The sequence below is a fragment of the Anoxybacteroides rupiense genome, from assembly GCF_014196195.1.
Classification (GTDB): domain Bacteria; phylum Bacillota; class Bacilli; order Bacillales; family Anoxybacillaceae; genus Anoxybacteroides; species Anoxybacteroides rupiense.
In genome coordinates this window covers 70,020-95,781 of sequence record NZ_JACIDF010000006.1, presented here as the reverse complement: position 1 = coordinate 95,781, position 25,762 = coordinate 70,020, and the positions used below count along the sequence as shown (strand labels likewise).

The window sequence follows — 25,762 nt, the reverse complement described above, 5'->3', positions numbered from 1 at the left end:
CGTCTGTACTAACTGTAATATATATCATAGTACAGTTGAGCTAAAAAAGCAACTTTTCTTAATAAAAAACTTTATTCATCAACTCATATCCCAAAATCAACGGATGTGATAGAATGTTAACAAATTATAAATCGAGCCTGCTTCACTTCATAAAAGCGGCTTGCTTCTTCTACCTTTCTCTCCTATCATCAGGAGGATATTTCCTGTGATATAAGAAAGATGTTTCATCATTCACTCCTCCATATGACCCTCATACGGTCATATAGGAACACTTAAATAATCGACATGCGGCACAAAACGAGCAGAAAGAATAGCAGAGAAGGATTTGCGGATGTTGAAAAACCGTGACTTGCCTCTGCCCGTAAAAAATAGGATTCTACTTTTGACGTCTCATCTTCTCATGGGATCTATAACCCGATATACATAAGCATATAAGTCAACTGAAAAAGATGAAAGGGGTGGGCTTCTACATGGAAGCATCCGTCTGTATTTATATACATACAGCAAATGAAGTAAAATTTTGGCTTTCTCATCCCTCTTCTGGAACGCTTCCCCCAGACCTGCCTTTTATATCAAAGACAATGATGAGTGCTTTGTCTGCCGTTTATTTAAAAAACGAATAGGCTACTGGTGGAATTCGGGAAAATGCAAGAGAAGCCAAACCGCTCATTTGTAAATAAGAGATTCAAAAATTCTTTAAACAATTTCTTTGCTTATTAGGAAAGGCTATTTTCATTCCTTCTTCTTTTCGTATAATTATTATTGTTAGAGTTCATTAGTTAGGGGATCTAATAATGGGGGCATATATCAACCAAAACCTTTTAAACAACTTATTCTACATTTTATCTAGCATTTTTGTCTATTATTTCATCTATGATCACGGTAAGCTTTGGAAAGAAAATTCTCGCCAAAGCCAATGGCTTTTTATAGCTTGTACAGGCTTTTCCCTATTGTTATGTATGAAATTTCCCATTTACATCGCAGATAATTGCATCCACGATTTACGGCAAATTCCTTTCTTAATTGGTACACTGTATGGAGGAGGAATAGCTGGCGGCGCATTGCTTTTTATTTTGCTGATTGTTCGGTCTGTTTTTTATGGATTTCAATTTTTAACTGTCGTCGTTTATGTAACGATGTTTATCGTGGCAGCCCTTGTCTCTCCCGCTTTTCAGCGATTAAACCGGACGAGCAAGCTATATACTTCGGTCTGCCTAACCTTTTTTCTCGCTGTTTTGACAACAGGAATTGCGATAGCCATCTCTGATTTTCAAGTGACTCAATCTTATATTGTCGATTTTATTCTCATCCCTCCGTTCGGAATGTTGTTTGTTGTTTACATTATGGAAACATTGAAGGAAGCAATTATCATGCGGTCGAAGCTCATTAAAGTAGAAAAAATGGAAATCGTCAGCCAGCTTGCTGCAAGCATTTCCCACGAGGTGCGCAATCCATTGACTGTCGTGAAAGGCTTTATTCAATTAATGAAATCACAGTCTGTTCCAAAGGAGACTCAAGACGAATACATGCATATTGCTCTTGAGGAGATTCATCGGGCGGAGACGATTATTAATGATTACTTAACATTTGCCAAGCCATCGACCAATAAAACAGAACCATTAATGGTCGACCAGGAGCTATGCTATGTTATTCATATGCTTCAGCCGATCGCACAAATGAATGGAATCAAAATTGAAGAAAAGCTGCAGCCGGGGTCGATCATCGGCAATGCCCAGCACTTTCGACAATGTTTTCTTAATCTAATGAAAAATAGTATTGAAGCGATGCCGAACGGCGGTATACTCACTGTTTCATCAACGGTTCAAGAGAACGGGATTATTATTACCGTCCAAGATACAGGGATCGGCATGACCAAAGAACAAATCAGCCGTTTTGGTGAACCTTATTTTAGTACAAAGGAAAAAGGAACGGGATTAGGATCCATGGTTGCAGTCAAATTAATTGAGACGATGAACGGAACGTGGCAGATTCAAAGTGAAGTCGGCCACGGAACATTGACCACCATCATGTTTCCTAAAGCTTGATCCGCGTGAATGGATAGATCACGTCAATAGCCTTTTGCTCCTGATTTAACAACTTAAAGATCGAACGGTATGTGTAAAAATCCATGTTCTGATAAGGTCAAAGCCAAAAAACGATACCAACTTCAAGCATCATCACCAATTCTCTTGCTGCTTCATATAGAATTTATATCGAAAAAACATCTTGAACAAAAAAAGAAACATAGGGAGCAACTAAACTCCCTATGCTTCATCTTTCTCCATATACATAGTTATACGAAGCAGCCGAATACATGCGCGCGGCTTCTTTGCTCACGTTTCCGTCCTTAAGCACGCAGATGCTATGAAATGCTTTTTTGCACCCTTTTAACTGAAAGCATCCCTACCGTGCCAATAATGCATAACGCCCCTACCATTTGCCATTCTCCAAAAGAAACATGCAAAAATACAAACGAGGCTGCCACAGCAGACAGCGGCTCTACGCTTGATAACAAGCTTGATTCTGTAGGCGATAAATGACGAATGCTTTCTACAAATAACAAAAAAGCAATCAATGTGCCAAAAACAACAACAAATAGAATTAAAAGCCATGTATCCATTCCAAAAATGATATTCGTCGAAAAAATAGACGGGAGAATAAGGCACATCGCCGCTCCTCCAATCATCATGCCCCAACCCACGACGATCAGCGAATTCCATTTTTTCAATAGCAGCGCAGATGACAATGTATAAAATGCTAGAGCTACGCCAGAAAGCACTCCCCAAATCACGGAAACCAATGAGACGGTTAACTCATTGGCCGCTCCATTCGTCATTAGCAAAAATGTGCCAGCAATTGCAAGCAAAATGGCTGCGCTCGTTGTTTTAGACGGCTTTTGTCGTTCTTTTATGATGGAATATAGCACAATATAAATCGGCGCCAAATATTGCAACAATGTCGCGGTAGCGGCATTACCTGTAGCAATCGAAGCAAAATACGTATACTGCACGCCAAGCATTCCGATTAGGCCAAACCATAATAATGGCTTGGCGCTGCTTCTTTCTTTCCAAATCGACAAAGGATGCAACTTTTTATATGCACTTATAGCAAGCAAAGCGATCCCTGACAGCAGCATCCTTACCGCAACAAGCCATTCCGCCGTTACTTGCTTTTCTTGAAACAATACTTGCGCCGCCGTTCCAGACAATCCCCAAAGCGCCGCACCTGATATAACCATTATTAATCCTTTGGCACGACTCGACACCATTTCTCTCCTCCCATGTCGCCCAGAACTACTTCTTTTCGTCGAGCACAGCAATCACTACTCCGGCAATGATCAAAGCACCGCCATACCAAAATGCTTCACTCAGCCGTTCATGTAAAAATAACCAGCCAAATAGGGAACCGACAAGCGGCTGGAAAAAGAAAAATAAGGAACCGACTCCCGCATCCATCATTTCCATTCCCTTATTCCAAAGGAAAAAGGCTCCTGCTGTAGACACCACACCAAGATACAGAACACCAAAAACGATAGGCGGATGAAGCAAAAAAACAGATTGTCTCACAAGCTCCCATACCATCATTGGAGTGGTGCAAATAAGTGCCACAAAAATCGCGTAAGTTGTGATAACTAACGTTGAAAGTCGAGCGGAAGCGATCTTTACTAACACTGACAGCAGCGCCCAAGTAAGCGCTGCTCCGACCAATATCACACTGCCCCAAATCGATGATTCTTTTCCACCGCTGAGACCAATGACAACAATGACCCCAGCTGTCGCTAACACAAGAGCTGCGATTTTTCTTACAGTGATCGCTTCATGCAGCAGCCAGCGAGCAAATAAAACAATAAAAGCCGGGGTAGCGGATGTAATGAGCGCTCCCGTATGCGCATCCGACAGTTTTGTTCCAATAAATTGCAGGGAGATAGAAATAAAATAGCCGATGACGCCGATCCAGCCAATCCACTTCCAATCATTTGCTTTCACAGAAACTCGCTTTTTTTGCAGCTGTAAGACGCCAAACAAAACGGTAAAAGCGATCACATAGCGCAACCACACCAGTGTAAACGGCGGAACATAGTCGAGCACATATTTACTGACGACATACATTCCTCCCCAAATGCTTGATGCAACCGATAAATACAAAGCCCCCATCAATGTTTTTTTCATCGTTTATCAACCTCCGTCTTTCGTTAAAGATCATTCTCTGCACGCAAGACGGAGCATACCTATACGCCAGCTTGCCCCGTCTTAGAAGCAAGCGGCTGGCTGATCGTTTTCAAACAATGTTCTTTTCATTCCTCTTCCTCCTCTGCCAAATTTATATTTTGTTTCATTGTATCAAATTTTTCTTTCTTTTCCACACCTATTTTTCGCAAAGAATATATTCTCCTTTACCGGGAAAAACTAGTATCCTAAATTCTCTGATTTCCGAAAGAAGGTGGCCGATTGTGAACCATTATCCGTTAAGCATCGTACAGGTGTTATTTATTTTTCTGTTATCCGTCGGATTGATGGACCACGTGATCGTCATCCCACTTTTATTGGATGCCGCCCATCGCGATGCGTGGATTTCAGCCATCTTAACACTTGGACTGTTGCCTGTATGGATGGTCCTCTTGTATTTCATTATGAAACAGTCCAAACAAACCAATTTATTCATCTGGCTTAAAAACGAATTCTCTAGCGTGATCGCATATATTGTGTCATTTTCCGGCACGTTATTATTAGTCATCATCAGTTATGTCACGTTAAAAGACACGGTTACATTCACAACAACAACGTATTTAACTTCAACACCAAGCTGGATCATTATCCTTTTATTAGTAGGACTTTGCTTTTACAACGCCTATCTAGGCATTGATTCCATCGCGAAAACATCCGGCATTGTTTTGCCGTTCGTCGTGATTTTTGGAGTTTTAGTCATGCTTTCTACGGTACCGCACAAAGACTATTCCTTGCTAAAGCCTATTATGGAAAACGGATGGGATCCGGTATTAAAGGGAATGATTTATACAGGGGCAGGCTATGCGGAAATTATCATGATCTTGTTTATGCAGCACCGTTTGCAACCAAAATTTCCGTTTCTTGGACTTCTTTTTATTGGCATTTTCGCAGCCAGCTTAAGCATTGGCCCAACAATCGGCGCCATCATTGAATTTGGTCCAAGAAACGCAAGAATATTGCGTTATCCCGCCTTTGAGCAATGGCGGTTAGTGAACTTAGGAACCTATATTGAACATATTGATTTTCTTTCCATTTATCAATGGCTCTCAGGTGCATTTATTCGCATCTCATTTGCTACAGCGTTAATCCCTGAGTTGTTCGCGGTATCGAACAAACAAACACGGCGCTGGATTTTGATTTTTGTCTATGTGGTCATTTGTACTCTTTCACTTCTGCCTGTAAGTGATCCACAATTTTTATATGTATTAAATCAATTTATTTTACCATTCTCTTTATATTTCATGTTAAGCCTATCTGGCTTGCTCGGGATATTAGCATTCATTTCATACATAAAAACAAGGAGAGGATCATAATGCAAATTCCGTTACGAGCCGCACAATCCGCGCAAAAGAATAATGATCATAGCGGTAAAGAAACAATGTTGGTTACCGAAGAATCGCTTCGCTATTTTTACTCTAACTGTAAAGATGTGGCCATTCTGACATCTAAAATTCAACCAGCCAAAAGCAGCAGCGGATCGCTGACGCTTGTTTTTGTATATTGCGAGGAATTATGCGATACACGGCAGCTTAGGCAAGTGATTTTTCCGATGTTTCGTGAAATGTGCCGCGACTATCCTTGTCAAACGGTAGAGGAAATCGAGGCTAACAAATTGATGCCTATGGAGCTTCTTGGAAAAGAAGTAACGATTGATGATATGAACTATATTTTATTTAACGGTGATTTGCTCGTATATTTTCAAGAAGCGGACGTTTTATATTCGTTAACCCTGGCCAATCCGCCGAACCGAAACCCGGAAGAACCGAATACAGAAGTATCGATCAGAGGGGCAAAGGATGGATTTATCGAAGAAATTTCTAAAAACGTCGCGCTGATCCGCAAACGCGTCAAATCCCATCAACTATCTTATGAATTGTTTATTGTCGGAACAAGAAGCCAAACAAAAGTCGGGTTATTATATGTTAAAGATATCGCCAATACGCAAATCATTGATGAAGCAAGAAGACGAATATTGAATCTCAATATTGATATTATGTCAGGTACAAATCAGCTTGAAGAACTACTTGGGGATCGCCGCTTTTCTTTATTTCCGACATTCAGTTACACCGGCAGAGCCGATTTTGCTGTCAGCTGTTTATTAAACGGACGCTTTGTCCTCCTTGTCGACGGTGCGCCCACAGCAGCGATCGGTCCGGCGAATTTAACCTTTTTATTAAATACATCAGAGGATAACAATACCGCTTTTATCTTTGTTTTTTTCCAACGGATATTACGGCTGCTAGGGATTTCTTTAGCGATTTATCTGCCAGGATTTTGGGTTTGCTTAACGGCATTCCATCCTTATGAGCTGCCGTTTACCATGCTCGCTACCGTCGTTCTTTCCCGACAGGGCGTTCCTCTTCCAGTTACATTGGAAATGTTTTTAATGCTTGGGTTGTTCGAAATTTTTAAGGAAGCCGGGATGCGGCTGCCAATCGCGATCGGGCAAACCTTATCTGTCGTTGGCGGGCTCATTATCGGGCAAGCGGCGATCGATGCCGGGCTGGCCGCACCACCTACACTTGTCGTAACAGCGATTTCCGTCGTCGCTACATTTACGCTTGTCAACCAAAATTTATCTGGTGTCGTTACGTTATTGCGGTTTATCGTTCTTGTTTTTTCAGCGTTCTTCGGCTTGTTCGGATTTATCGTTTCTCTCTTTTTGTTATTAACCTATGTGGCCAATATTACAACATTTGGAATCCCTTATTTAACACCGCTCTCACCTCCTACACGCGATATTTTAAAAGTATTGACGACCATTGTTTGGAAAAGATTTAGAAATAGAGCGGAAGTAGTGCATCCAAGGGACAATACATCAAAAGGGGAGAACAACTAATGCTAAAACGTGCCATCCCCTTGCTGCTTTCTCTTACATTATTAACCGGATGCTGGGGAACAAAGGACATTGACCACGTTGTCTATGTGCATGCGATGGGAGTGGATTATAAAGACCATAAATTTATCGTCTATGTGCAATTCATCAATTTTACCGGGTTGGCTAAAACGAATGCCGGCGGCGGGCAACAAAGAGTAGATACGGCAGTAGGAAAAGCAACAGGAGAAACCTTTAATATTGTCACGGATAATATTTATCCTTCCATTCAACAAATGGTGTCATGGGGGCAAATCAAAGGGATTGTCTTTACGGAGCGTGCTTTAAAGGCAAAACCTGTTAAGGATGTTTTAGATTTGATTGATCGATATAATGAAATTCGCCATACATTATGGGTGTATGCAACAAAAGAACCGTTAGACAAGCTTTTTGCTACCGTTCCATTATTGCAAACATCTGTTTATTTCTCCTTGCTCGGCAACCCAGAGGATATTTTCCAGCAAAGCTCTTTTATCCGGCCCATTCGTTTAAACCGTTTCGAATCCGATCTGAATGAACCAGGAAAAACCGCAAGAGTTCCTTATTTGGGAATTTCGGAGAAAACATGGGAAGAAAATCATCAAAAAAAGCCGATGCTTACCTTATCCGGCATCTGCTTTATGCGCCAGCACGAGGTGCAAAAATGCTTTAACCGTTCTAAAATTATGGGAATCCGCTGGGTAGAAGAAAAAATCTCTCGAACGCCAATTTATATTAAAAAAGGCAAAAGAGTCGTCGCCTCTGTTATTGTACTTGGGCCAAAAGCAAAAATCTCTTACAAAATGAACAAAGGCACACCGGAATTTACCGTTGAACTCAAAGTACAAGGAAGCATTATTGAAGTATTACAACCACTAACCGAAAAAGAGCTTATTGACCTTGCTCAAAAAACGATTGAAAAAGAGATCAAAGATTTATACGAGCTCGGACGAAAATATGATATTGACATGTTAAATTTGTCCGAGATATTGTATCGGGAAAACCCTGCTGCATGGAAAAGAATAACGGTAGACAAAGCCTTGCCGTTAAAGAAAGATACATTAAAAGATGTTAAAGTCAAGCTATCCATCAGTACCTCAGGAGAACGGAAGTTTACCAAATAGCCTGAAATAGCATTTTTGAATCCCTCTTCCTCTTGAACATCTCTTAAACAATGGGCCGCCTTTGCCGCATGAATGACGGCTAAAACAAACATATATTCTCGTTTCTGGCCACTGCTCTTTAGAATCATTCATTCCATCTGTGAAATGCGTTTATACAGATCATTCCCATCAAGCTCAACATGAGATATATTTTGCTAATAAATAAAGAGGCGATTAATTCGCCTCTTTAAAATAATCTTTATAAAATCCTCCTACTTGGCCTGTGTTATCAACAATAAAGTAAAATTCTTCCGTTTCATTTTTTACGTCATACGTCTTTCCCTCAGTTAACACACGATTCACAACATATTTTTCTGCATTTGTATGTACACATGTTACTTTTTTGATCGTTGGGCGATTTAGCCATGTCTGATGAATCATTTCGTATTGCTCTCCTTTATTGTATGGTCATTGTTAGTTCTATTTTAAGCATTTTTTTCTTGTGGATCAACACGTTTGGCAGCATATTTTTGATACAGACCATATAAAACGGAAGCCTTGTACGCTTCTACCTTCTTCTGTCCGATCGGGTGGCGGCGAATGCCCATATCCTTTAATTGTTGAACAAGCCAGCCTTTTGAACCAAAATGGGCCATAAAAACTTCTCCTTTCTTTTTCCGTAACTTTTCCTATACTATATGTTCACCGCACATATGATAGAACAAAAAATGCGGAGAAGCTGTTTACGCTTCTCCGCATTTTTTGTTGTTCACAGCAAGGCAACAGAAGTGGTTTTCCGAAGCAAAGATCGGCTGCACTCCCCTTTTTGTTAAACCGATGAGGCGCGATCTTTGCTTTTCCCTTTTAAGAAAAACGATAAAATCAACGCTAAAAAAGCAAGTCCTGTTGCTACTATGAATGCATCGTTAATTCCTTCAACAGCTGAACGTTGCTGCACCATTCCGTACAACAGTTGAGTGACGGCTTCATCACTTGGGATGAAATGCTTCAATTGAGCAACTAGGTCTGCTATCGTCGGATTATTTAGTGTCATTTCATTTCGATAGCTTTCAGCATGAAACTTGGAACGATTCGACATAACCGTCACAAGAAAAGCAGTTCCCAAGGAAGAAGCAACTTGGCGCAGCGTATTCGCTGTTGCCGTTCCATGGCTATACAAATGACGCGGTAACACATTCAATCCTGCTGTCATAATTGGCATCGATAGCATGGACATGCCAAACATCCGGAAAATGTACAGCCATAAAATATGCGAATATGGTGTGTCCATCGTCAATCGGCTAAATTCCCATGTCGTAACAACTGTAATAACAAGCCCAACAATGGCTAGCCATCTAGCGCCAATCCGGTCAAAGATGGCTCCGGAAATCGGCGACATAATCGCCATGACAATGGCTCCCGGCAGTAAAAGCAAACCGGAGTCCAACGGAGTAAAACCGCGAAGATTTTGCAAATAAACCGGAAGCAGCACCATTGCGGCAAATAAAGCCATATTAATGACACAGCCAATGACAGTTGTTAAGGTGAAAATATTATATTTAAATACCCGCAAATTCAAAATAGGATGCTCCACTGTAAAGCAGCGCCATATAAACAGAACCAAGAAGATAGCACCAATGACAATGGAAACGGCTACCTCTGTATTCCCCCAGCCATTGCTTCCTGCTTCGCTAAAACCGTACAGCACTCCCCCAAAGCCGAGAGTGGAATAAATAGCTCCTCGAACATCCAACGTTGGATTGGCTGTTTTCGGCGTATTTTTCAGCCACATAAACGCTAAAATAATATCCACTATAGCAATTGGCAGAACAATATCGAACAACAGACGCCATGAATAATGCTCGACAATCCATCCTGATAACGTCGGGCCGACCGCTGGGGCAAACATCATTGCAATTCCCACGGTTCCCATTGCCATTCCCCGTTTTTCAGGAGGGAAAATATTCAGCATAATGACCATCATGAGCTGCATAATGATTCCCGCGCCAACCGCTTGAATTAAGCGTCCAGTTAAAATCACGCCAAAGGAAGGCGCCAAGGAGCAAACGAAGGCGCCAATCGCAAAAAAGGCCATTCCTGAGAGAAACAGCTTTTTAGTTGGAAATTTCGCGATTAGAAATGGGCTGATCGGAATCAGGACGCCGTTAACTAGCATATATCCGGTAACAAGCCATTGGATTGTCGATGTTTCTACATTAAAATCATTCATCATGTGCGGCAATGCCACATTGATTAATGTTTGATTTAAAATGGCAACGAACGCGCCAAGCATGATGGTGACGACTACTTTCCCGCGGCTGCCTAACTCTTCTTGATGAGCTGAAACAGAAGGAGGCTGCCGCTGTTCTTCTGCCCCCATCGCCGGAGCTACAGCAACGTCCGTTTCATCGCTAACTGCACGGGTAGCGACGTTCCGTTTTCTCTTTACTACATAGTTCAATGCAGCAAGTACGAAAACAGAAAAAACAATATAGGCTATGAAAAAGCTAGACATGCTTGATCACCTACTTATGAATGCGAACGGTGACATTCATGCCCGGCACTAGTCCCGCTCCGCTGTAGTTATCGATGGAAATCGTAACAGGGACAACTTGTGTCACTTTTGTATAGTTTCCTGTATTATTGGAGCTTGGAAGCAAGCTGAATGTGTTTGCTGTCGCATAGCCAAGCTTTTGGACCGTTCCTGTAAATTTCCGATCTGGATAAGCATCAACGTAAATGTCAACGTCTTGACCAACCTTTACATCCTCTATATCCGTTTCATTTATATTCGCAGTAACCCATAAGTCATCTAAATCATATCCGCGCGCCAACGCTGTCCCGGCAGCCACAAAAGAATTCGCTACAGCACTTTGCTGAACAATCGTAACATTTTGCGGCGCTGTCACAGAGATTGTATGCTCTCCGTCGGATACTTCCCCAACTTTATCATCTTTACGAAAATTTTTTCCGATATCGGCAGACCAATTTGTCAGCTTTCCTGAAACGGGAGACGCAATCACAATTTGCTGCCCGTCAACGTGAGCGTTATCTGTTTTAATATAGTTCGTCGCTTCGTTTACATAATAATAAGCCGCAAAGCCGCCGGCTACAAGTAAAATAAGAACAATGATATTCAATGTAATGAGACGTCTTGTATTCACTCGTTTATTCCTCCCCTAGCAAAATGTCTCGAATAGTGCCATGAAGCGATATGAGATGTTCTAACTCTTCCTTACTGATTACATCTGTCAAGCGTTTTAACTGTCGAAACAGTGCCGAATCCTCGTCATTGAACGCTTCTTTAAGCTTTTTTCGGCCTTTATCGGTTAAGTATAGGGTTACAGCGCGTCTGTCTTCTTTAGATGTTTCGCGCATTACCAAATCCGCACTGACTAATCGGTCCACTGTCCCGCTGACCGTGCTATTGCTCATATTTAACTTCTCCGCCAGATCATTTAAACGGACGTTCTCTTGTTTAAACAGCGTGTAAAGAATAATGAGCTGCAGCTCTGTGATCCCCACTCGCGTTGCATCCTCGCGAACCAGACGATACAACGCTTTTTGAATCCGAAAAACGGAATACATCAAGTCACGCCCTAATGGATTCATTGATTCCCTCCTTTCATTTCAATTTAAATAATTTCAATACGAATTATTCTCATACGAAAATTGATTATAGCATATTTTTATTAAAAATCAACTATCTTGTCTTTATCATTCCAGAGATTAGTATGTCCTTTATCAAACAAGCAAAACTACTGTTATCGTAATAAGATCTCATTCAGACAAATAAAAATTTTGTCAAAAAAGATAAAAATTTACCTATATCAATATAACAAAAAGCCGACCTCTGAAAGAGATCGGCTTTTGTATGATCGAATAAAGATGCCGCGATTTGCCGTTTTCTGAATGGAGTTTCTCAACCACACTCCACTAGGTGGGTGTTCGCAGAAACGTTCTTGTCGTCCTCCGCATCCGATTATCGAGGCATGACATTCCCGTTTCGATATGGAACTCCCTCTTTACAGTCATCGGTTGAAACTTCATTCTGTCACGTACAACGCAGCAGGTGATTATTATCATACATAATCTTTTGCAACTTTGCAAGTATCTATTCCTGATTTTTTATTACACCGGATACACTCCATGCTTTCTTTCCGAAAAGACGATGTATTTCGACATATAGGCATCAAAGCGGCGAGTCAATTCTTCCCGCAGCTGATTTGGCGCGATAATGCCATCGATGACCATCTCTGACGCTAAGCGATAAATATCAATATCGCGGCGATATTCCTCCCGTTTTTGTTCAATAAAGGCTGCTTGTTCTTCTTTAGGAAGTTCAGCAATTTTATTGGCATATACCGCATTAACGGCTGCTTCCGGTCCCATCACGGCAATTTGCGCATTAGGAAATGCTAAGCAGCAATCCGGTTCAAAGGCTGGGCCAGCCATCGCATAAAGACCGGCCCCATACGCTTTCCGCACGATAACAGAAATTTTTGGAACCGTTGCTTCTGACATCGCTGAAATCATTTTCGCCCCATGGCGGATAATTCCTGCTCTTTCCACTTTTGTGCCGATCATAAATCCAGGAATATCGGCTAAAAATAAAAGCGGAATATTGAAGGCATCACATAAAGTAATAAATTTGGCTGCTTTATCAGCCGAATCATGGAATAAGACACCGCCCTTGACGCGCGGTTGGTTAGCGAGGATGCCGATTGGCCGTCCATTCAAGCGAGCAAGTCCTGTAATCAATTCAGGTGCAAACAGCTTTTTGATTTCGCAAAAAGAGTCTTCATCCACAAAACGCTCAATCAAATCATACATATTAAACGGCGCATTTTGATTCAGCGGCAAAATATCCTCGATGGTTTTTTCAAAGCTCTTCGCTGGCTTTGCTTCGACAACCGGCGGTTTTTCGGCGAAGTTGGCCGGGAAATAAGATAAGTACTTGCGTGCAAATTGGATCGCTTCTTCTTCCGTTTTTACAAGTACATCTCCGCACCCCGAAACACTGCAGTGCATACGCGCTCCGCCCATTTCTTCGAGCGTCACTTTTTCGCCAATGACCATTTCGGCCATTCGCGGCGATCCTAAATACATCGAAGCATTCCCTTCAACCATAATGACGATATCACAAAAAGCAGGAATATAAGCGCCACCGGCTGCCGATGGACCAAATAATAAACAGATTTGCGGCACTTTTCCAGACAGCTTCACCTGATTGTAAAAAATGCGCCCTGCCCCACGGCGGCCAGGAAACATTTCCACCTGGTCGGTAATGCGCGCTCCGGCAGAGTCTACTAAATACAGCATCGGGCATCGAAGCTTTTCCGCGGTTTCTTGGATGCGAATGATTTTTTCTACGGTTCGTGATCCCCAAGACCCGGCCTTTACCGTTGAATCATTGGCCATTACACATACGGTTTGCCCATTGATTTTGCCGACCCCCGTTACCACCCCGTCAGCCGGCAGGCCATCAGCAAGACAGTTGGCAAATAAAGCATCCTCAAATTGCATTCCATCATCAAATAACAGCTTTAGACGATCCCGTACAAATAGCTTGCCTTGCTCCGCGTTTTTTTGATGGTACTTTATGGCACCACCTTGTTCAATTTTTTCAATTTGTTCCGCCAATTTCTCAGTCAACGTTTTTGCTTGCTCGTTGATCACTCGCACTTCCTCCTTTACTCTCCTTTATAAACAGGCTTCCGTTTTTCTTTAAAGGCCTGCAACCCTTCTAAACGGTCCTTTGTTGGAATGGTCATCTCGTAAGCCATCTGTTCCAGCTTCAAGCCTGTATATAAATCGACTTCCAGACCTCGATTAATGGCTATTTTAGCTTGGGAAACAGCGATCGGCGCATTTTGGATAATTTGTTCGGCAAGTTCATTCGCCTTTTCCATTAACTGCTCATCAGGAACAACATACTCTACTATTCCAAGCTGGGCCGCTTCCGCCGCTGTTAGCCGCTTGGCCGTAAAAATGAGCTCTTTTGCTTTGCCTTTTCCAATTAAACGCGGAAGCCGCTGAGTTCCGCCGGCTCCCGGAATAATGCCAAGCGATGTCTCGGTTAATCCAAGCTGGACATGATCAGAGGCAATGCGGATGTCACAGGCTAACGCCAATTCCAGGCCACCGCCAAAAGCAACGCCATTCATGGCACAAATCGTCGGTGCTGGAAGCTGTTCAACTTCATTGATCGTATCGCGAATCAGCGCGACCGTTTTTCTCACCTCTGTTTCAGTCATACTGGCGCGTTCCTTTAAGTCAGCACCAGCGCAAAACGCTTTTCTTCCACTTCCTGTTACAATTACACATCGAATCGAGCGATCAAATTTTAATTGCTCAAGCTTTTGCTTCAGCTCGTTTAACATCGCAGTGGACAAAGCGTTGGCTGCTTGCGGGCGATGCAAGGTCAGCACCGCCACTCCATTCGCCGCCTCATAGAGAATAGAAGATTCCATTCAATCACTCTCCTTCATTAGGACAAACACGAATCGATGGTTTGTAACTGATGGCTACTGAGCGCTCGACCGATCTTGTTTTGAATGAATAGCGCCGCTTCTGTTAGCCGCGCGGCGTCAATGCCTGTAGCAATATCCATGCCATGAAGCATATATAATAAATCATCCGTTGCGACATTTCCGGAAGCTCCTGGAGCATATGGGCAGCCGCCCAATCCGCCGAGTGAGCTATCAAAGGTTGTAATGCCCATTTCTAATGAAATCAGTACATTGGCTAAAGCGGTTCCTCTCGTATCGTGAAAATGCATGGCTAGTTTTTCTTTTGGAAATCTCTTTAAAAGTGAGTTGAGTACAGCTTCCACTTGGCGCGGGGTAGCAACACCGATCGTATCGCCTAACGAAAGCTCATCCACTCCCATTTCAAACAACCGCTCTGATATAGCGGCTACCTGTTCAACGGAAACTTCCCCCTCATAAGGGCAACCAAAAACCGTTGAAAGATAGCCGCGAACGGTTTTTTGAGCACGCTTTGCTTCCTGAACAACAGCGGTTAGGACAGGAATGGTGTCGGAGATGGATTTATTAATATTTCTTTGATTGTGTGTCTCACTTGCCGACATAAATACTGAGATTTCATCCACTTGAGCCGCCAAAGCTTTTTCGAGCCCTTTTTGATTCGGAACAAGTGCAGCGTATGTAACACTAGGAACTCTCTCAATTCCTGTTGCAACATCGAAAGCATCAGCGAGCTGCGGAATCCATTTTGGATGAACAAATGATGTGATTTCAATGTACGTCAACCCTGTTTTGGAAAGCTGATTGATCCAAGCAATTTTATCTTCAGTCGCAATGGCTGTCTTTTCGTTTTGCAGTCCATCACGAGGACCTACCTCTTTAATTGTTACGTGTTTCGGCCAGTTGCCCACGCTCCTCACCTCTTATTCCAATTCAAGCAAAATGTCGCCTTCATTGACAAAATCGCCTTCTTGCACATGAATTTCTTTAACGACTCCGCTTGCTTCTGCAGCAATGGGAATTTCCATTTTCATTGATTCTAAAATTACGACATCTTGCCCTTCCTCAATTTTTTCGCCAACAGAAACAACAATTTTCCATACATTTCCCGCCATTGTTGCCACAATTTGATTCATCTTTTTATTCCTCCATTTCCTAATCTTGATGATCGAAGGTCTTCCACTTTCTTAATGAAGAAAAGTGGAAGACTTCATGAGCCTCTTATTTTTTGATCGAAATATTGCTTAAATGACGATTGACAAAATCTGTTGTCGTATGCCCCGCTTGAAATGCCGGGTGTGTTAATACTTCTTTTAACATTGGAATGTTTGTTTTAATTCCTTCAATTTGATAGCTGTCCAGCGCTTGCAACATGCGATCAATTGCTTCCTTTCGGTTTTCGCCTTTCACAATTAATTTCGCAATCATAGGATCATAAAACGGCGTTACCACCATTCCGCTTTGAACAGCTGTTTCGTTGCGAATATGCTCTCCTTCTGGCAATTGAAAGGCCGTAATGGCTCCTGGGGATGGAAAAAAGGTTTTTGGATCTTCCGCGTAAATCCGCACCTCAATGGCATGCCCTCGGCGTTGGATGTGCTCTTGGCTATAGCCAAGCTTTTCTCCGGCGGCGACGCGCAGTTGCTCTTCGACAAGATCCAAACCGGTGATTTCCTCCGTTACTGGATGCTCTACCTGAAGCCGCGTATTCATTTCAAGAAAATAGAAATTTTTCTGTTCGTCAACAAGAAATTCAATCGTTCCTGCATTTGTATAACCGATATATTTGGCAGCTTGAATCGCTGTCTCTCCCATTTTTTTTCTTGTTTGCTCATCTAAAAACAAGGAAGGAGCTTCTTCAATCACCTTTTGATGGCGCCGCTGAATCGAACATTCACGCTCCCATAAATACACATAATTCCCGTGGCGGTCCGCAAGAAGCTGAACTTCAATATGGCGAGGGTTCTGAATATACTTTTCCAAATACATCGCCCCATCGCCAAAGAAAGAAGTCGCCCGCTTTTGGTTGCCTTCAAACGCTTTGCGCAATTCCTCCTCATTATGGACGATTTGCATGCCGATGCCGCCACCACCGGCAGATGCCTTTAACATAATGGGATAACCGATTGTCGCTGCCGTGCTCATTGCTTCTTCAACATTTTGCAGCGGAAACGAAATGCCTGGAACGATCGGCACACCTGCCTCTGCCATCGTTTTCCGCGACTCAATCTTGCTTCCCATTTTCGCAATTACATCCGCATTCGGCCCGATAAATACGATTCCTTCCTCTTCACAACGACGCGCAAACGCCGGATTTTCCGACAATAGACCATATCCTGGATGAATCGCTTCCGCTTTCGTCGTTTTGGCGATTTCAATAATTTTTTCAATATTCAAATAACTTTCGCTGACACGCGGCTTTCCGATTAAATAAGCTTCGTCTGCCCATTTGACATGGAGAGAAGCAGCATCTGCTTCTGAGTATATCGCTACCGTCTGAATTCCTAACCGCCGGCATGTTCGAATGACTCGTGCTGCAATTTCTCCCCGATTCGCCACTAACACTTTTTTAAACATGCAACTCCTCCTATTCATTGGTTGTCTTGGCACGAAGAATTTGTTTAGCCTGTTCACGCAACTTAAACTTTTGGATTTTTCCAGACGCTGTCATCGGATATGAATCCGTAAATTCAATATAACGAGGAATTTTATGACGCGATATTTTTCCGCGGCAAAATTCACGAATTTCCTCAACTGTTGCAGCTTGCCCTGGCTTTAAAATAATCCACGCCATCACTTCTTCCCCATACTTCTCATCAGGCACTCCAACCACTTGAACATCTAGAATTTTCGGATGCCGATATAAAAATTCTTCAATTTCTCGTGGATAAATGTTTTCTCCACCGCGAATAATCATATCCTTTAACCTTCCAGTAATACGGAAATATCCATTTTCATCCATTATCGCTAAGTCACCTGTATGAAGCCATCCTTCGTCATCAATCGCTTCTCTCGTTGCTTCCGGATTGTTATAATATCCTTTCATGACATGATAGCCTCTTGTACATAACTCTCCTTGCACCCCGCGTGGCACTTCCCTGTTTGTGCCCGGTTCGACAATTTTGACTTCAACATTCGGAAGCGCACGCCCCACTGTCTCGACACGCAAATGAATAGGGTCATCCGTTCTTGTCTGAGTAATGACGGGCGAAGATTCAGTTTGTCCATAAGCAATCGTAATTTCCTTGGCTCCCATTTTTTCAATGACCGCCTTCATCACTTCGATTGGGCAGTTTGATCCTGCCATAATTCCTGTTCGCAAGGAAGACAAGTCGTATTTTTCAAAATCAGGGTCGTTCAATTCGGCAATAAACATGGTTGGCACGCCATGTAAAGCTGTGCATTTTTCATCTTGAACCGTTTGAAGCACTTGTTTCGCGTTGAATTCTTGAATTGGCACGATCGTAGCGCCGACAGAGACGCATGCTAAGACGCCAAGCACGCAGCCAAAGCAGTGGAAAAATGGCACAGGAATACATAAACGGTCTTCTTTTGTAAGCTTCATGCATTGAGCGATGTTGTAGGCATTGTTGACAATGTTGTAATGACTGAGCATCACTCCTTTTGGAAAGCCCGTCGTTCCTGAGGTATATTGCATGTTGATGACATCGTGAGGGTCGAGAGCGTTCATTCGTTGATCAAGTTCCTCTTCGGTGATGTCATGGGCCATCGCCAAAATGTCATTCCACGTGTATGTGCCTGGGTAACGTCGGTCCCCCAGAACAATCACATTTTTTAGACGCGGAAGACGTTTCGACTTCAGCTGTCCTGGCTGACATTCGTACAGTTCGGGAGCAATCTCATAAATAGTGTCAATGTAAGAGGAATCGCGATATCGTTCTATTAAAATCAGCGTGGTAGAGTCTGATTGCTTCAATAAGTATTCTAATTCAGCTGTGCGGTAGTTCGTATTGACCGTTACAAGCACAGCCCCCATTTTACCTGTAGCAAACTGGCACGCCAGCCATTCAGGAGTGTTCGTTGCCCAAATGGCAACATTCTCTCCTGTCTCAATGCCCAGCTTCATGAATCCCCGAGCAACAAGACGGCAATATTCATCAAACTGCCTGTATGTCATTCTAAGTCCGCGATCTGCATACACAACAGCCTCATGCTCTGGGTAAGCGTTCGCTTTTTCTTCTAATAGCTTGCCAACTGTAACCTCTAACATCTCCGCCATAACATGCGCCTCCTTTGGTTGAATGAAATTTTCATCCGCGCCATTTTTCTGCCTTTAACATCCAAGCTGACGGGCAATGACGAGCCGCTGAATTTCAGATGTGCCTTCACCAATTTCCATAAGCTTAATATCGCGCAAATGGCGCTCGACCCCATATTCTTTCATGTACCCGTATCCGCCATGGATCTGAATGGCTTGATTACATATGCGGAAGCCAGCTTCAGAAGCGAACAGTTTAGCAAAAGAGGCTTCTTTTGTAAACGGTTTCCCTTGGTCTTTTAGCCAAGCCGCTTTATACACCATATTGCGGGCTAATTCGATTTCCATCGCCATATCGGCAAGCTTAAACTGAATCGCTTGAAATTTAGAAATGGATTGGCCAAATTGTGTGCGTTCTTTCGCATATTGAAGCGCTTTCTCAAACGCAGCTTGAGCGATTCCAACGGCAAGAGCAGCAATTGAAATGCGGCCGCCATCGAGAGTATATAAAAATTGCTTAAAGCCCTTTGCTGGATCCCCTAATACGTTCTCTTTCGGCACACGCACATTTTCTAGCACAAGCTCGCACGTATTGGAAGCACGGACACCCATTTTGTCGTAATTGCATCGAATCGTAAATCCCGGGGTATCTGTTGGAACAATAATAGCAGAGATGATATTTTTTCCTCTCTCATCCTTTCCGGTGACTGCAGTCACAATTACTTGCCTTGCATGCCCCGCATTCGTAATCCAGCATTTTTCTCCATTGATGATATATTCATCTCCGTCCAGCACCGCTCTCGTCCGAGTTCCCCCAGCATCAGAACCAGCATTCGGTTCGGTTAATCCGAACGCTCCCAACGCCTCTCCTCTTGCCATCGGAACAAGCCATTTTTGCTTTTGCTCTTCTGTGCCGAAATAGTAAATAGGGCTTGCACCTAGTGAGACAGCAGCAGCATAGCTAAGACCTGTCCCGCCACAAGCACGGCCAATTTCCTCAACAGCGACGGCATATGAAATCGTATCGCCACCAGCTCCGCCGTATTCTTCTGGAAACGGGATTCCCAATAGCCCTAATTCTCCCATCTTTTTGAATATTCCGACAGAAAAATAGGCTTCTTCATCCCATTTCGCCGCGTTTGGTGCAATTTCCTTCTCGGCAAACTCCCTTACCATTTCTTTAATCATCTGTTGCTCTTTTGTCAGTTCAAAATTCATTCTCTCTCCCCCATTTATAACATATTATTCTAAAACCGACTAGTCGGTTTTGAATTGTTTTAAGACCGACTAGTTGGTTTGTTTCACGAGCAACACTTACATTCAGTAAGCATCATTTTTTAAAACGATCGGAGTGAAGCTTGCTTGTTTTTGATGAAATAAATGATATTTTCCGATTTTTGCTTAGCTTCTTCTGTAAGGACAGCATGCAAAATAAAATCAATAAAATAGTCGGCAATTTGTTCGATTGTCATCGGTCCTTCCGGTTTATACCATTTATACGTCCAGTTCACCATACCAATAATCGTCATGCCTGTAATTTCTACAGAAAGCTCTGGACGAAACTCGCCTGCGGCAATGCCTTCGCGAATGACCCGGAAAATCACCTGCTTAAACTCATCACGTTTTTCATTGATTTTTTGTGAATACTCCGGTTTTAAATAAGTGCTTTCTTGGTAAAACACCGTGATATGCGGCTTGTATAAATGAAATACTTTTACAAATGATTGAATAATGGCACATAAACGCTCTGTAGGCGTTTTATAGTTTTCATAGGCCGCCTGCGCCTTGTTGAGCACGTAAGTAATAAACACATCGTGAATGTGATAAAGAAGTTCATCTTTTGATTTAAAATTATGATAAAAACCGCCTTTTGATGCGTTAATTTCTGTGACAATCCGATCGACGGTAACTCCATGATAGCCATATTGTTCAAAAAGATGTAGAGCCGTATCGATAATTCTTTCTTTTAACGTTTTATTTGCCATTGAAAATCTCCTTTATCGTTTATATTAACATAATTTTTAGAAAAGTTAAATATTTTGTAGTTGCTATCTATAAAATACGTAATAAATGACCCAGATGTCAATAATTGTTTATAATAAGCGTTGATAAAAAAAAAGAAAGAGGTAAGTTCAATGGCTAATATTCTTCTCATGAATGGCAGTTCACGCGAAAACGGGAATACAGCACGATTAGCGCAAATTGTGCTAGAGGGGATCGCTCATCAACAGATCTATATGAAAGATTTTTCGATTACACCGATTATTGATAAACGGCATGATCCAGAAGGATTTACTCCTGTGGCAGATGACTATGAAAAAATCATTCGTCTTGTTCGCGAACATGATATTTTGATTTTTGCCACGCCAATTTATTGGTATGGAATGAGTGGGCAAATGAAACTGTTTATTGATCGGTGGTCACAAAGCTTGCGAGATCCTCATTTTTCCTTCAAGGAGGAAATGAAATCAAAAAAAGCGTTTGTTGTGGCTGTTGGCGGAGATGATCCATATATAAAAGGACTGCCGCTTATCCAGCAATTCCAATACATTTTCCAGTTTGTTGGCTTGACGTATATCGGTTACTTAATCGGTCAAGGAAACGCGCCTGATGAAATTCTTTCCGACCAGCGAGCCCTAAGTGAAGCAAAATATTGGAATAAGATTTTTCGCTCGCTTTAGTTCCGTTGTTTTCTAAAAATAAACTTTTTCACACCTCCGCTGGAGAGCAAGTCGGCGGCTTACCTTGGTCACATCAAAGCGTGACCGCGCGCCGACCTCTCGGCGGTTCACATGAGAGCGAATATGGAAGGAATCAGGATCATCTCCCCAACTAGCACCACGAGTATGAAGATACAATTTGTGATACCATCCGGCATCGATGATGAACATCAAGGCTTTTTCTACGGTAGGAGCAGGCGACGAAACATTCAATAAGTATCCACTGTTTTTGTGGGAAGCTAGACCATCCTGACAAAATAAACAATAAGTTTTTTAATAAATCGAGGCAAATTGTAGTACCTTATCAAGCACTTCGCATTCCCATTCATGCCGATCAAACGTATGATTTGCACCGTTAATCCAGTGAATGGTTGCTTGCTCTCCATAACATCTCTGCTGATACTGGCTGCTTACTTGATAAGGGACCACATCATCATTCGTGCCATGAATCAGTAAGACTGGACCTCTATACGGCTTCGCTCGTTCGAATACATTGATCGTTTTCAAATCTTCTAAAAACGAGCGACCGACTAAATTACCCGCATGGTCATAATAAGGAGCAGTGATATCAATCTTGTTTTGCTTAACCATATACATCATTAGCTCATACATGTTTCCTGCCGGCGCTAGTAAAATAAGCTTATGAATTTCAGCCGCTCTTTCTCCAGCTAAAACACTCGCTACGAGCCCTCCCATACTAAGACCAAGCAAACAAATCTTCGTCGCATCAATGCGCTCATCTTTTTTTACAAAATCAAGAATGGCGTGCGCTTCTGCTATTTCGCTTGATACAGTCATATCTTCAAAATTCCCGTCGCTTTCCCCGCTTCCGAGAAAATCAAAACGAAAGCTCGCTATTCCTTGCTTCTCTAGCGCCCGCGACAACTTAAGAAACAATCGATGCGGCTCAAGCTTCGTCCCTGTAAAACCATGAAATAAAATGACCGCCGGAACTTTTTCACCTTCCTTTCGTGGAGGAATATGTTCCATTCCGCGAAGTGTCATTCCGCGATGCACTAACGTAATGGCCTTTTGCATCTTCTCTTCCCCTTTATCTTTATATTCGTTCCTTGTCAATTTTTTATGTAGATAGGAAAAATGAGTGATTTTATGTATAATATATGCTTTTATTTTAAAAGATAATAAACGGAGGTGAGCCATTTGGAACCAATGTTATGTCCAAATTGCAAAACGAATCGAACACGCTTTAACTTAATTGAACAGCGTCCCGTGGCAGTCAAGCTCCATCCGCAAACAGGTGAAATTGAACAAGAATATACCAATGATTCCCTTGATCCTTTCCATCTGCCTTACCGCGGACCGAGCTATCGTGTTCAATGTGCCGCATGCGGACTCATTGAAAATCAGGAAATGTTCATTAAGCATGCACAGCATTTTTCTGACATGAAGTAAAAAGAAGAGCCCTCCTCTTGATCAGAAATCACTAAAAAACACTGATCAACCATAACGAAATAAGCAAGAAATAGACAATTCCTGATAGGATCATGGGGAGGAGGGGCGCAATAAATGAAGGGCCATTAGCCTTGTGGAGGACTTATTGATGAAATTTGTTGATGAATTGTATGAATATTATAAAGATCGGCTGACTGGAGACGAAGAAGACGCAGAAATCATGACCATGTCTATTTTAGAAGAGTTGAGTCGAAAAGATTTGCTGCAACTGATTGAAGATATGGACGAAACCGAATTAGTCGGCATGGTCGGCCTTTACATTCTTGAATGTCTGAAAGCAAAAATGGCCAATGAAGGAGCCGGACAAACAAAGTGGTCTTCCTCCTCTATTATTCATTAAAAAGGATGGCTGGCCGCCACCCTTTTATTTTTATTGAAAAAACTCTACATCATATCCTTCATTGATCAACACTTGATGGACGCGATGAATGTGGTCTTGATTTTTCGTTTCAAGTGAAAAGTGAATCTCTGCTTGACCCGGCAATACCTTTGCTCCAATGCGCTGATGATGAATGGACATGACATTAGCTTCCAATTCCGCAATAATGCGAAGCAGTTTATTGAGCTGTCCAGGTTTATCGGAAATGATCGTGGTGAATGTGACAAACCGTCCTGACTCCACTAAACCGCGTTCAATGATCCGGGAAATTAATGTAACATCCACATTTCCTCCGCTTAATACCGCGACAACTTTTTTTCCTTTGAATGGGACTTTATGATATAATAACGCCGCAAGCGGACAAGCGCCCGATCCCTCTACAAGCAGCTTGTTCCGTTCAAGTAAATAAAGCATCGTTCTTGAAATTTCTGTTTCTTCTACACAAACCACTCCGTCGACATATTTTTCAATGTATTGGTATGTGATGCCACCTGGCTTTTTGACGGCAATCCCATCAGCAATCGTGTCAGCAGAGACGATCGTCACCGGTTTTTTTTGGCGAAGCGCTTCCGTCATGCCGGGACATGCCGATGATTCCACTCCGTATACTTGAATCGATGGTTTTAGTTGCTTCAATGTAAAGGCTAATCCAGCGAGCAACCCCCCTCCTCCTACTGGACACAGCACCACATCCACATCAGGCAGCTGCTCGATAATTTCCAAACCAATCGTGCCTTGACCAGCAATGACCGCTAAATCATCAAAGGGATGGACAAATGTCGCTTCACGTTCTTTTTGCAATTGTAAAGCATATTCCAGCGACTCATCAAACACATCGCCATGCAAAACGACTTCGGCTCCATATCCTTGTGTCGCCTGTACTTTGCTTAAAGGCGCCCCTTTCGGCATGACAATCGTGCAAGGAATGCCAATCATCGCACTTGAATAGGCGACTCCTTGAGCATGATTTCCCGCCGATGCCGCCACCACTCCTCGTTTCCGTTCCTCTTCACTTAATGTCATAATCTTGTTGAATGACCCCCGCACTTTAAAAGATCCCGTTTTTTGCAAATTCTCCAATTTCATATACACTTCGTTTTGAGAAAATTGACTGAATGTTTGGGAATGCTCCAACGGAGTGTGATGAACAGTCCCTTTCATTTTTTCCCTTGCCTGTAAAACATCTTGAAGTGTTAGCATCCTTTCATCACCTAACTATTTATCGTTTAATCCACGCATTGTCATTATATCGAATCTCTAAGCGATATGCTATCATGAGTGATGAAAAGCCCGTACTTTTACCTGTTTGCATCTGCTTTTCTTCTTTCGCCTTTACTTGGCAAATAACCATTCATTCCTTTATGATGAAAGAGGCAAATCAATCATGACTCGTCCTTTCGTTGTTGTTCGCTGAGAAAAAATCAAGCCCTCATGCTTTAAGAAAAGAGACTAACCTCTGCGGCATTTCATCATTGGAGACGACAGGTTGATGTCAACATCCGTGATCTTGCTGCGACATGAGACATGCCAAGAGCTGGCTCTTCGTTTTTACAAATAGCTCGATGATGATAAGGAGGGCGTAAACAATTAAAATATTTCTATAATTTTTTATAAAACTATATACATTTTATTCACTTTTGGTAAGTTGTATATAGAGGTGATTTTTATGGCGCGTATTATAGCATAGGAAAATTTGCGGAGTTAATCGAAAAAAGCGAACGGACATTAAGGAATTGGGATAAAAAAAGAGTATTAAAACCTGCATATATTGCTCCGTCTGGATTTAGATACTATTCCGACGAGCAATTGAATCAAGTATTAGGAAACAAAAAGTGCAGAAAAAAGGAATTGGGTATTGCAGAGTCCCTAGCAAAAAGCAAAAAGACGACCTAGAGCGTCAAGTTGAAGCTGTTCGAACATATATGATGGCAAAAGGTTATTCTTTTGAAATCATCGAGGACATCGGTAGCGGGATGAACTATTCGAAACAAGGGTTAAAGAAATGAATTGATTTAATATGTAGCAATAGGGTGGAAAAAATCGTTGTTCTTTATAAAGACAGGTTGGTTCGATTTGGTTTTGAATTGATGGAGCATATATGTGCTTGCTATAGCGTAGAGATTGAAATTATTGACAACACCGAAAAGACAGAAGAACAAGAGTTAGTAGAGGATTTAGTACAAATGATCACCGTTTTTAGTTGTAAGCTTCAAGGGAAACGAGCAAACAGAGCCAAGAAAATAATAAAAGAGTTGCTTCACGATGATACGAACTAGGAAAATTTAGATTAGAACCAAATA

24 protein-coding genes, 1 other RNA gene and 1 pseudogene are annotated in these 25,762 nt (G+C 42.2%); 8 read left to right on the top strand and 18 right to left on the bottom strand.

The window, feature by feature from the left end; genetic code table 11:
- Positions 1 to 794: 794 nt before the first annotated feature.
- Positions 795 to 2,045 (top strand): sensor histidine kinase, encoded by a 1,251-nt coding sequence (locus GGQ95_RS11455; RefSeq protein ID WP_080861107.1) that lies wholly within the window; start codon positions 795 to 797, stop codon positions 2,043 to 2,045.
- A gap of 317 nt (positions 2,046 to 2,362) precedes the next feature.
- On the opposite strand, the gene GGQ95_RS11450 is transcribed toward GGQ95_RS11455, so the two are convergent.
- Together GGQ95_RS11450 and GGQ95_RS11445 are read right to left on the bottom strand one after the other, a co-directional pair.
- Positions 2,363 to 3,268, bottom strand: a complete 906-nt coding sequence (locus GGQ95_RS11450) for a DMT family transporter (protein ID WP_183186804.1) — start codon at positions 3,266 to 3,268, stop codon at positions 2,363 to 2,365.
- A gap of 25 nt (positions 3,269 to 3,293) precedes the next feature.
- Entirely contained in the window at positions 3,294 to 4,169 is an 876-nt protein-coding gene (locus GGQ95_RS11445) for a DMT family transporter (protein WP_066149034.1), read from the bottom strand.
- A gap of 281 nt (positions 4,170 to 4,450) precedes the next feature.
- Between GGQ95_RS11445 and GGQ95_RS11440 the strand changes: the two genes are divergently transcribed.
- The 3 genes from GGQ95_RS11440 to GGQ95_RS11430 are packed head-to-tail and all read left to right on the top strand — an operon-like array spanning position 4,451 to position 8,204.
- Positions 4,451 to 5,539 carry an endospore germination permease gene (locus tag GGQ95_RS11440; protein WP_183186803.1) on the top strand — a complete coding sequence of 363 codons (1,089 nt, stop codon included), beginning with the start codon at positions 4,451 to 4,453 and terminating at the stop codon, positions 5,537 to 5,539.
- Complete coding sequence (locus tag GGQ95_RS11435) at positions 5,539 to 7,065, top strand: spore germination protein (RefSeq protein WP_183186802.1); 1,527 nt, start codon at positions 5,539 to 5,541, stop codon at positions 7,063 to 7,065. Before GGQ95_RS11440 ends, GGQ95_RS11435 begins: the two co-directional genes overlap by 1 nt.
- Positions 7,065 to 8,204: a Ger(x)C family spore germination protein gene (locus tag GGQ95_RS11430; RefSeq protein ID WP_183186801.1), complete on the top strand. Its 1,140-nt coding sequence runs from the start codon at positions 7,065 to 7,067 to the stop codon at positions 8,202 to 8,204. The genes GGQ95_RS11435 and GGQ95_RS11430 overlap by 1 nt, the downstream gene beginning before the upstream one ends.
- Positions 8,205 to 8,417: 213 nt before the next feature.
- Here GGQ95_RS11430 and GGQ95_RS11425 read toward each other — a convergent pair whose 3' ends face one another.
- The 14 genes from GGQ95_RS11425 to GGQ95_RS11360 form a co-directional block, all read right to left on the bottom strand.
- The gene (locus GGQ95_RS11425; RefSeq protein WP_066149038.1) at positions 8,418 to 8,624 is read right to left on the bottom strand and encodes a DUF6501 family protein; all 207 of its coding nucleotides are present in this window, start codon (positions 8,622 to 8,624) and stop codon (positions 8,418 to 8,420) included.
- 44 nt (positions 8,625 to 8,668) lie between these two features.
- Positions 8,669 to 8,839 (bottom strand): YflJ family protein, encoded by a 171-nt coding sequence (locus GGQ95_RS11420; RefSeq protein ID WP_183186800.1) that lies wholly within the window; start codon positions 8,837 to 8,839, stop codon positions 8,669 to 8,671.
- Between the two features lie 173 nt (positions 8,840 to 9,012).
- Entirely contained in the window at positions 9,013 to 10,563 is a 1,551-nt protein-coding gene (locus GGQ95_RS11415; protein ID WP_370514203.1) for a DHA2 family efflux MFS transporter permease subunit, read from the bottom strand.
- Between the two features lie 145 nt (positions 10,564 to 10,708).
- Positions 10,709 to 11,347, bottom strand: a complete 639-nt coding sequence (locus GGQ95_RS11410) for an HlyD family secretion protein (RefSeq protein ID WP_044741643.1) — start codon at positions 11,345 to 11,347, stop codon at positions 10,709 to 10,711.
- Between the two features lie 4 nt (positions 11,348 to 11,351).
- A complete protein-coding gene (locus GGQ95_RS11405; RefSeq protein ID WP_066149040.1) occupies positions 11,352 to 11,795 on the bottom strand; it encodes a MarR family winged helix-turn-helix transcriptional regulator in 444 nt (147 codons plus the stop codon).
- Positions 11,796 to 12,067: 272 nt separating this feature from the next.
- Positions 12,068 to 12,258, bottom strand: a non-coding RNA gene (ssrS, locus tag GGQ95_RS11400) — 6S RNA.
- 56 nt (positions 12,259 to 12,314) lie between these two features.
- Positions 12,315 to 13,862 carry an acyl-CoA carboxylase subunit beta gene (locus GGQ95_RS11395; RefSeq protein WP_183186798.1) on the bottom strand — a complete coding sequence of 516 codons (1,548 nt, stop codon included), beginning with the start codon at positions 13,860 to 13,862 and terminating at the stop codon, positions 12,315 to 12,317.
- 14 nt (positions 13,863 to 13,876) lie between these two features.
- Positions 13,877 to 14,656, bottom strand: coding sequence for an enoyl-CoA hydratase (locus GGQ95_RS11390; protein WP_183186797.1), 780 nt, complete (start codon positions 14,654 to 14,656; stop codon positions 13,877 to 13,879).
- Between the two features lie 17 nt (positions 14,657 to 14,673).
- Entirely contained in the window at positions 14,674 to 15,582 is a 909-nt protein-coding gene (locus tag GGQ95_RS11385; RefSeq protein WP_066149043.1) for a hydroxymethylglutaryl-CoA lyase, read from the bottom strand.
- Positions 15,583 to 15,594: 12 nt separating this feature from the next.
- Positions 15,595 to 15,807, bottom strand: coding sequence for an acetyl-CoA carboxylase biotin carboxyl carrier protein subunit (locus tag GGQ95_RS11380; protein ID WP_066149044.1), 213 nt, complete (start codon positions 15,805 to 15,807; stop codon positions 15,595 to 15,597).
- 85 nt (positions 15,808 to 15,892) lie between these two features.
- Positions 15,893 to 17,248 carry an acetyl-CoA carboxylase biotin carboxylase subunit gene (locus tag GGQ95_RS11375; RefSeq protein WP_183186796.1) on the bottom strand — a complete coding sequence of 452 codons (1,356 nt, stop codon included), beginning with the start codon at positions 17,246 to 17,248 and terminating at the stop codon, positions 15,893 to 15,895.
- Positions 17,249 to 17,258: 10 nt separating this feature from the next.
- Entirely contained in the window at positions 17,259 to 18,911 is a 1,653-nt protein-coding gene (locus GGQ95_RS11370; protein ID WP_280528793.1) for an AMP-binding protein, read from the bottom strand.
- A 54-nt stretch (positions 18,912 to 18,965) separates the two neighbouring features.
- Positions 18,966 to 20,108: an acyl-CoA dehydrogenase gene (locus GGQ95_RS11365; RefSeq protein ID WP_044741650.1), complete on the bottom strand. Its 1,143-nt coding sequence runs from the start codon at positions 20,106 to 20,108 to the stop codon at positions 18,966 to 18,968.
- A gap of 119 nt (positions 20,109 to 20,227) precedes the next feature.
- Entirely contained in the window at positions 20,228 to 20,875 is a 648-nt protein-coding gene (locus tag GGQ95_RS11360) for a TetR/AcrR family transcriptional regulator (protein ID WP_066149047.1), read from the bottom strand.
- Between the two features lie 159 nt (positions 20,876 to 21,034).
- Here GGQ95_RS11360 and GGQ95_RS11355 point away from each other — a divergent pair, with 159 nt between their 5' ends.
- On the top strand, positions 21,035 to 21,571 hold the full coding sequence (locus GGQ95_RS11355) for a flavodoxin family protein (protein ID WP_183186874.1): 537 nt from the start codon (positions 21,035 to 21,037) through the stop codon (positions 21,569 to 21,571).
- A gap of 312 nt (positions 21,572 to 21,883) precedes the next feature.
- Here the strand turns inward: GGQ95_RS11355 and GGQ95_RS11350 are convergent, their stop codons facing one another.
- Complete coding sequence (locus GGQ95_RS11350) at positions 21,884 to 22,648, bottom strand: alpha/beta hydrolase family protein (RefSeq protein ID WP_159719880.1); 765 nt, start codon at positions 22,646 to 22,648, stop codon at positions 21,884 to 21,886.
- Between the two features lie 123 nt (positions 22,649 to 22,771).
- On the opposite strand from GGQ95_RS11350, the gene GGQ95_RS11345 reads away from it, so the two are divergent.
- On the top strand, positions 22,772 to 23,023 hold the full coding sequence (locus GGQ95_RS11345) for a hypothetical protein (protein ID WP_044745992.1): 252 nt from the start codon (positions 22,772 to 22,774) through the stop codon (positions 23,021 to 23,023).
- Positions 23,024 to 23,171: 148 nt separating this feature from the next.
- On the top strand, positions 23,172 to 23,423 hold the full coding sequence (locus GGQ95_RS11340; protein ID WP_159719881.1) for a DUF6154 family protein: 252 nt from the start codon (positions 23,172 to 23,174) through the stop codon (positions 23,421 to 23,423).
- A gap of 30 nt (positions 23,424 to 23,453) precedes the next feature.
- Here GGQ95_RS11340 and ilvA read toward each other — a convergent pair whose 3' ends face one another.
- Positions 23,454 to 24,662, bottom strand: a complete 1,209-nt coding sequence (gene ilvA / locus GGQ95_RS11335; protein WP_066149051.1) for a threonine ammonia-lyase — start codon at positions 24,660 to 24,662, stop codon at positions 23,454 to 23,456.
- Positions 24,663 to 25,145: 483 nt separating this feature from the next.
- Between ilvA and GGQ95_RS11330 the strand changes: the two are divergent.
- Positions 25,146 to 25,738: pseudogene (locus GGQ95_RS11330) on the top strand (IS607 family transposase).
- Positions 25,739 to 25,762: the final 24 nt, after the last annotated feature.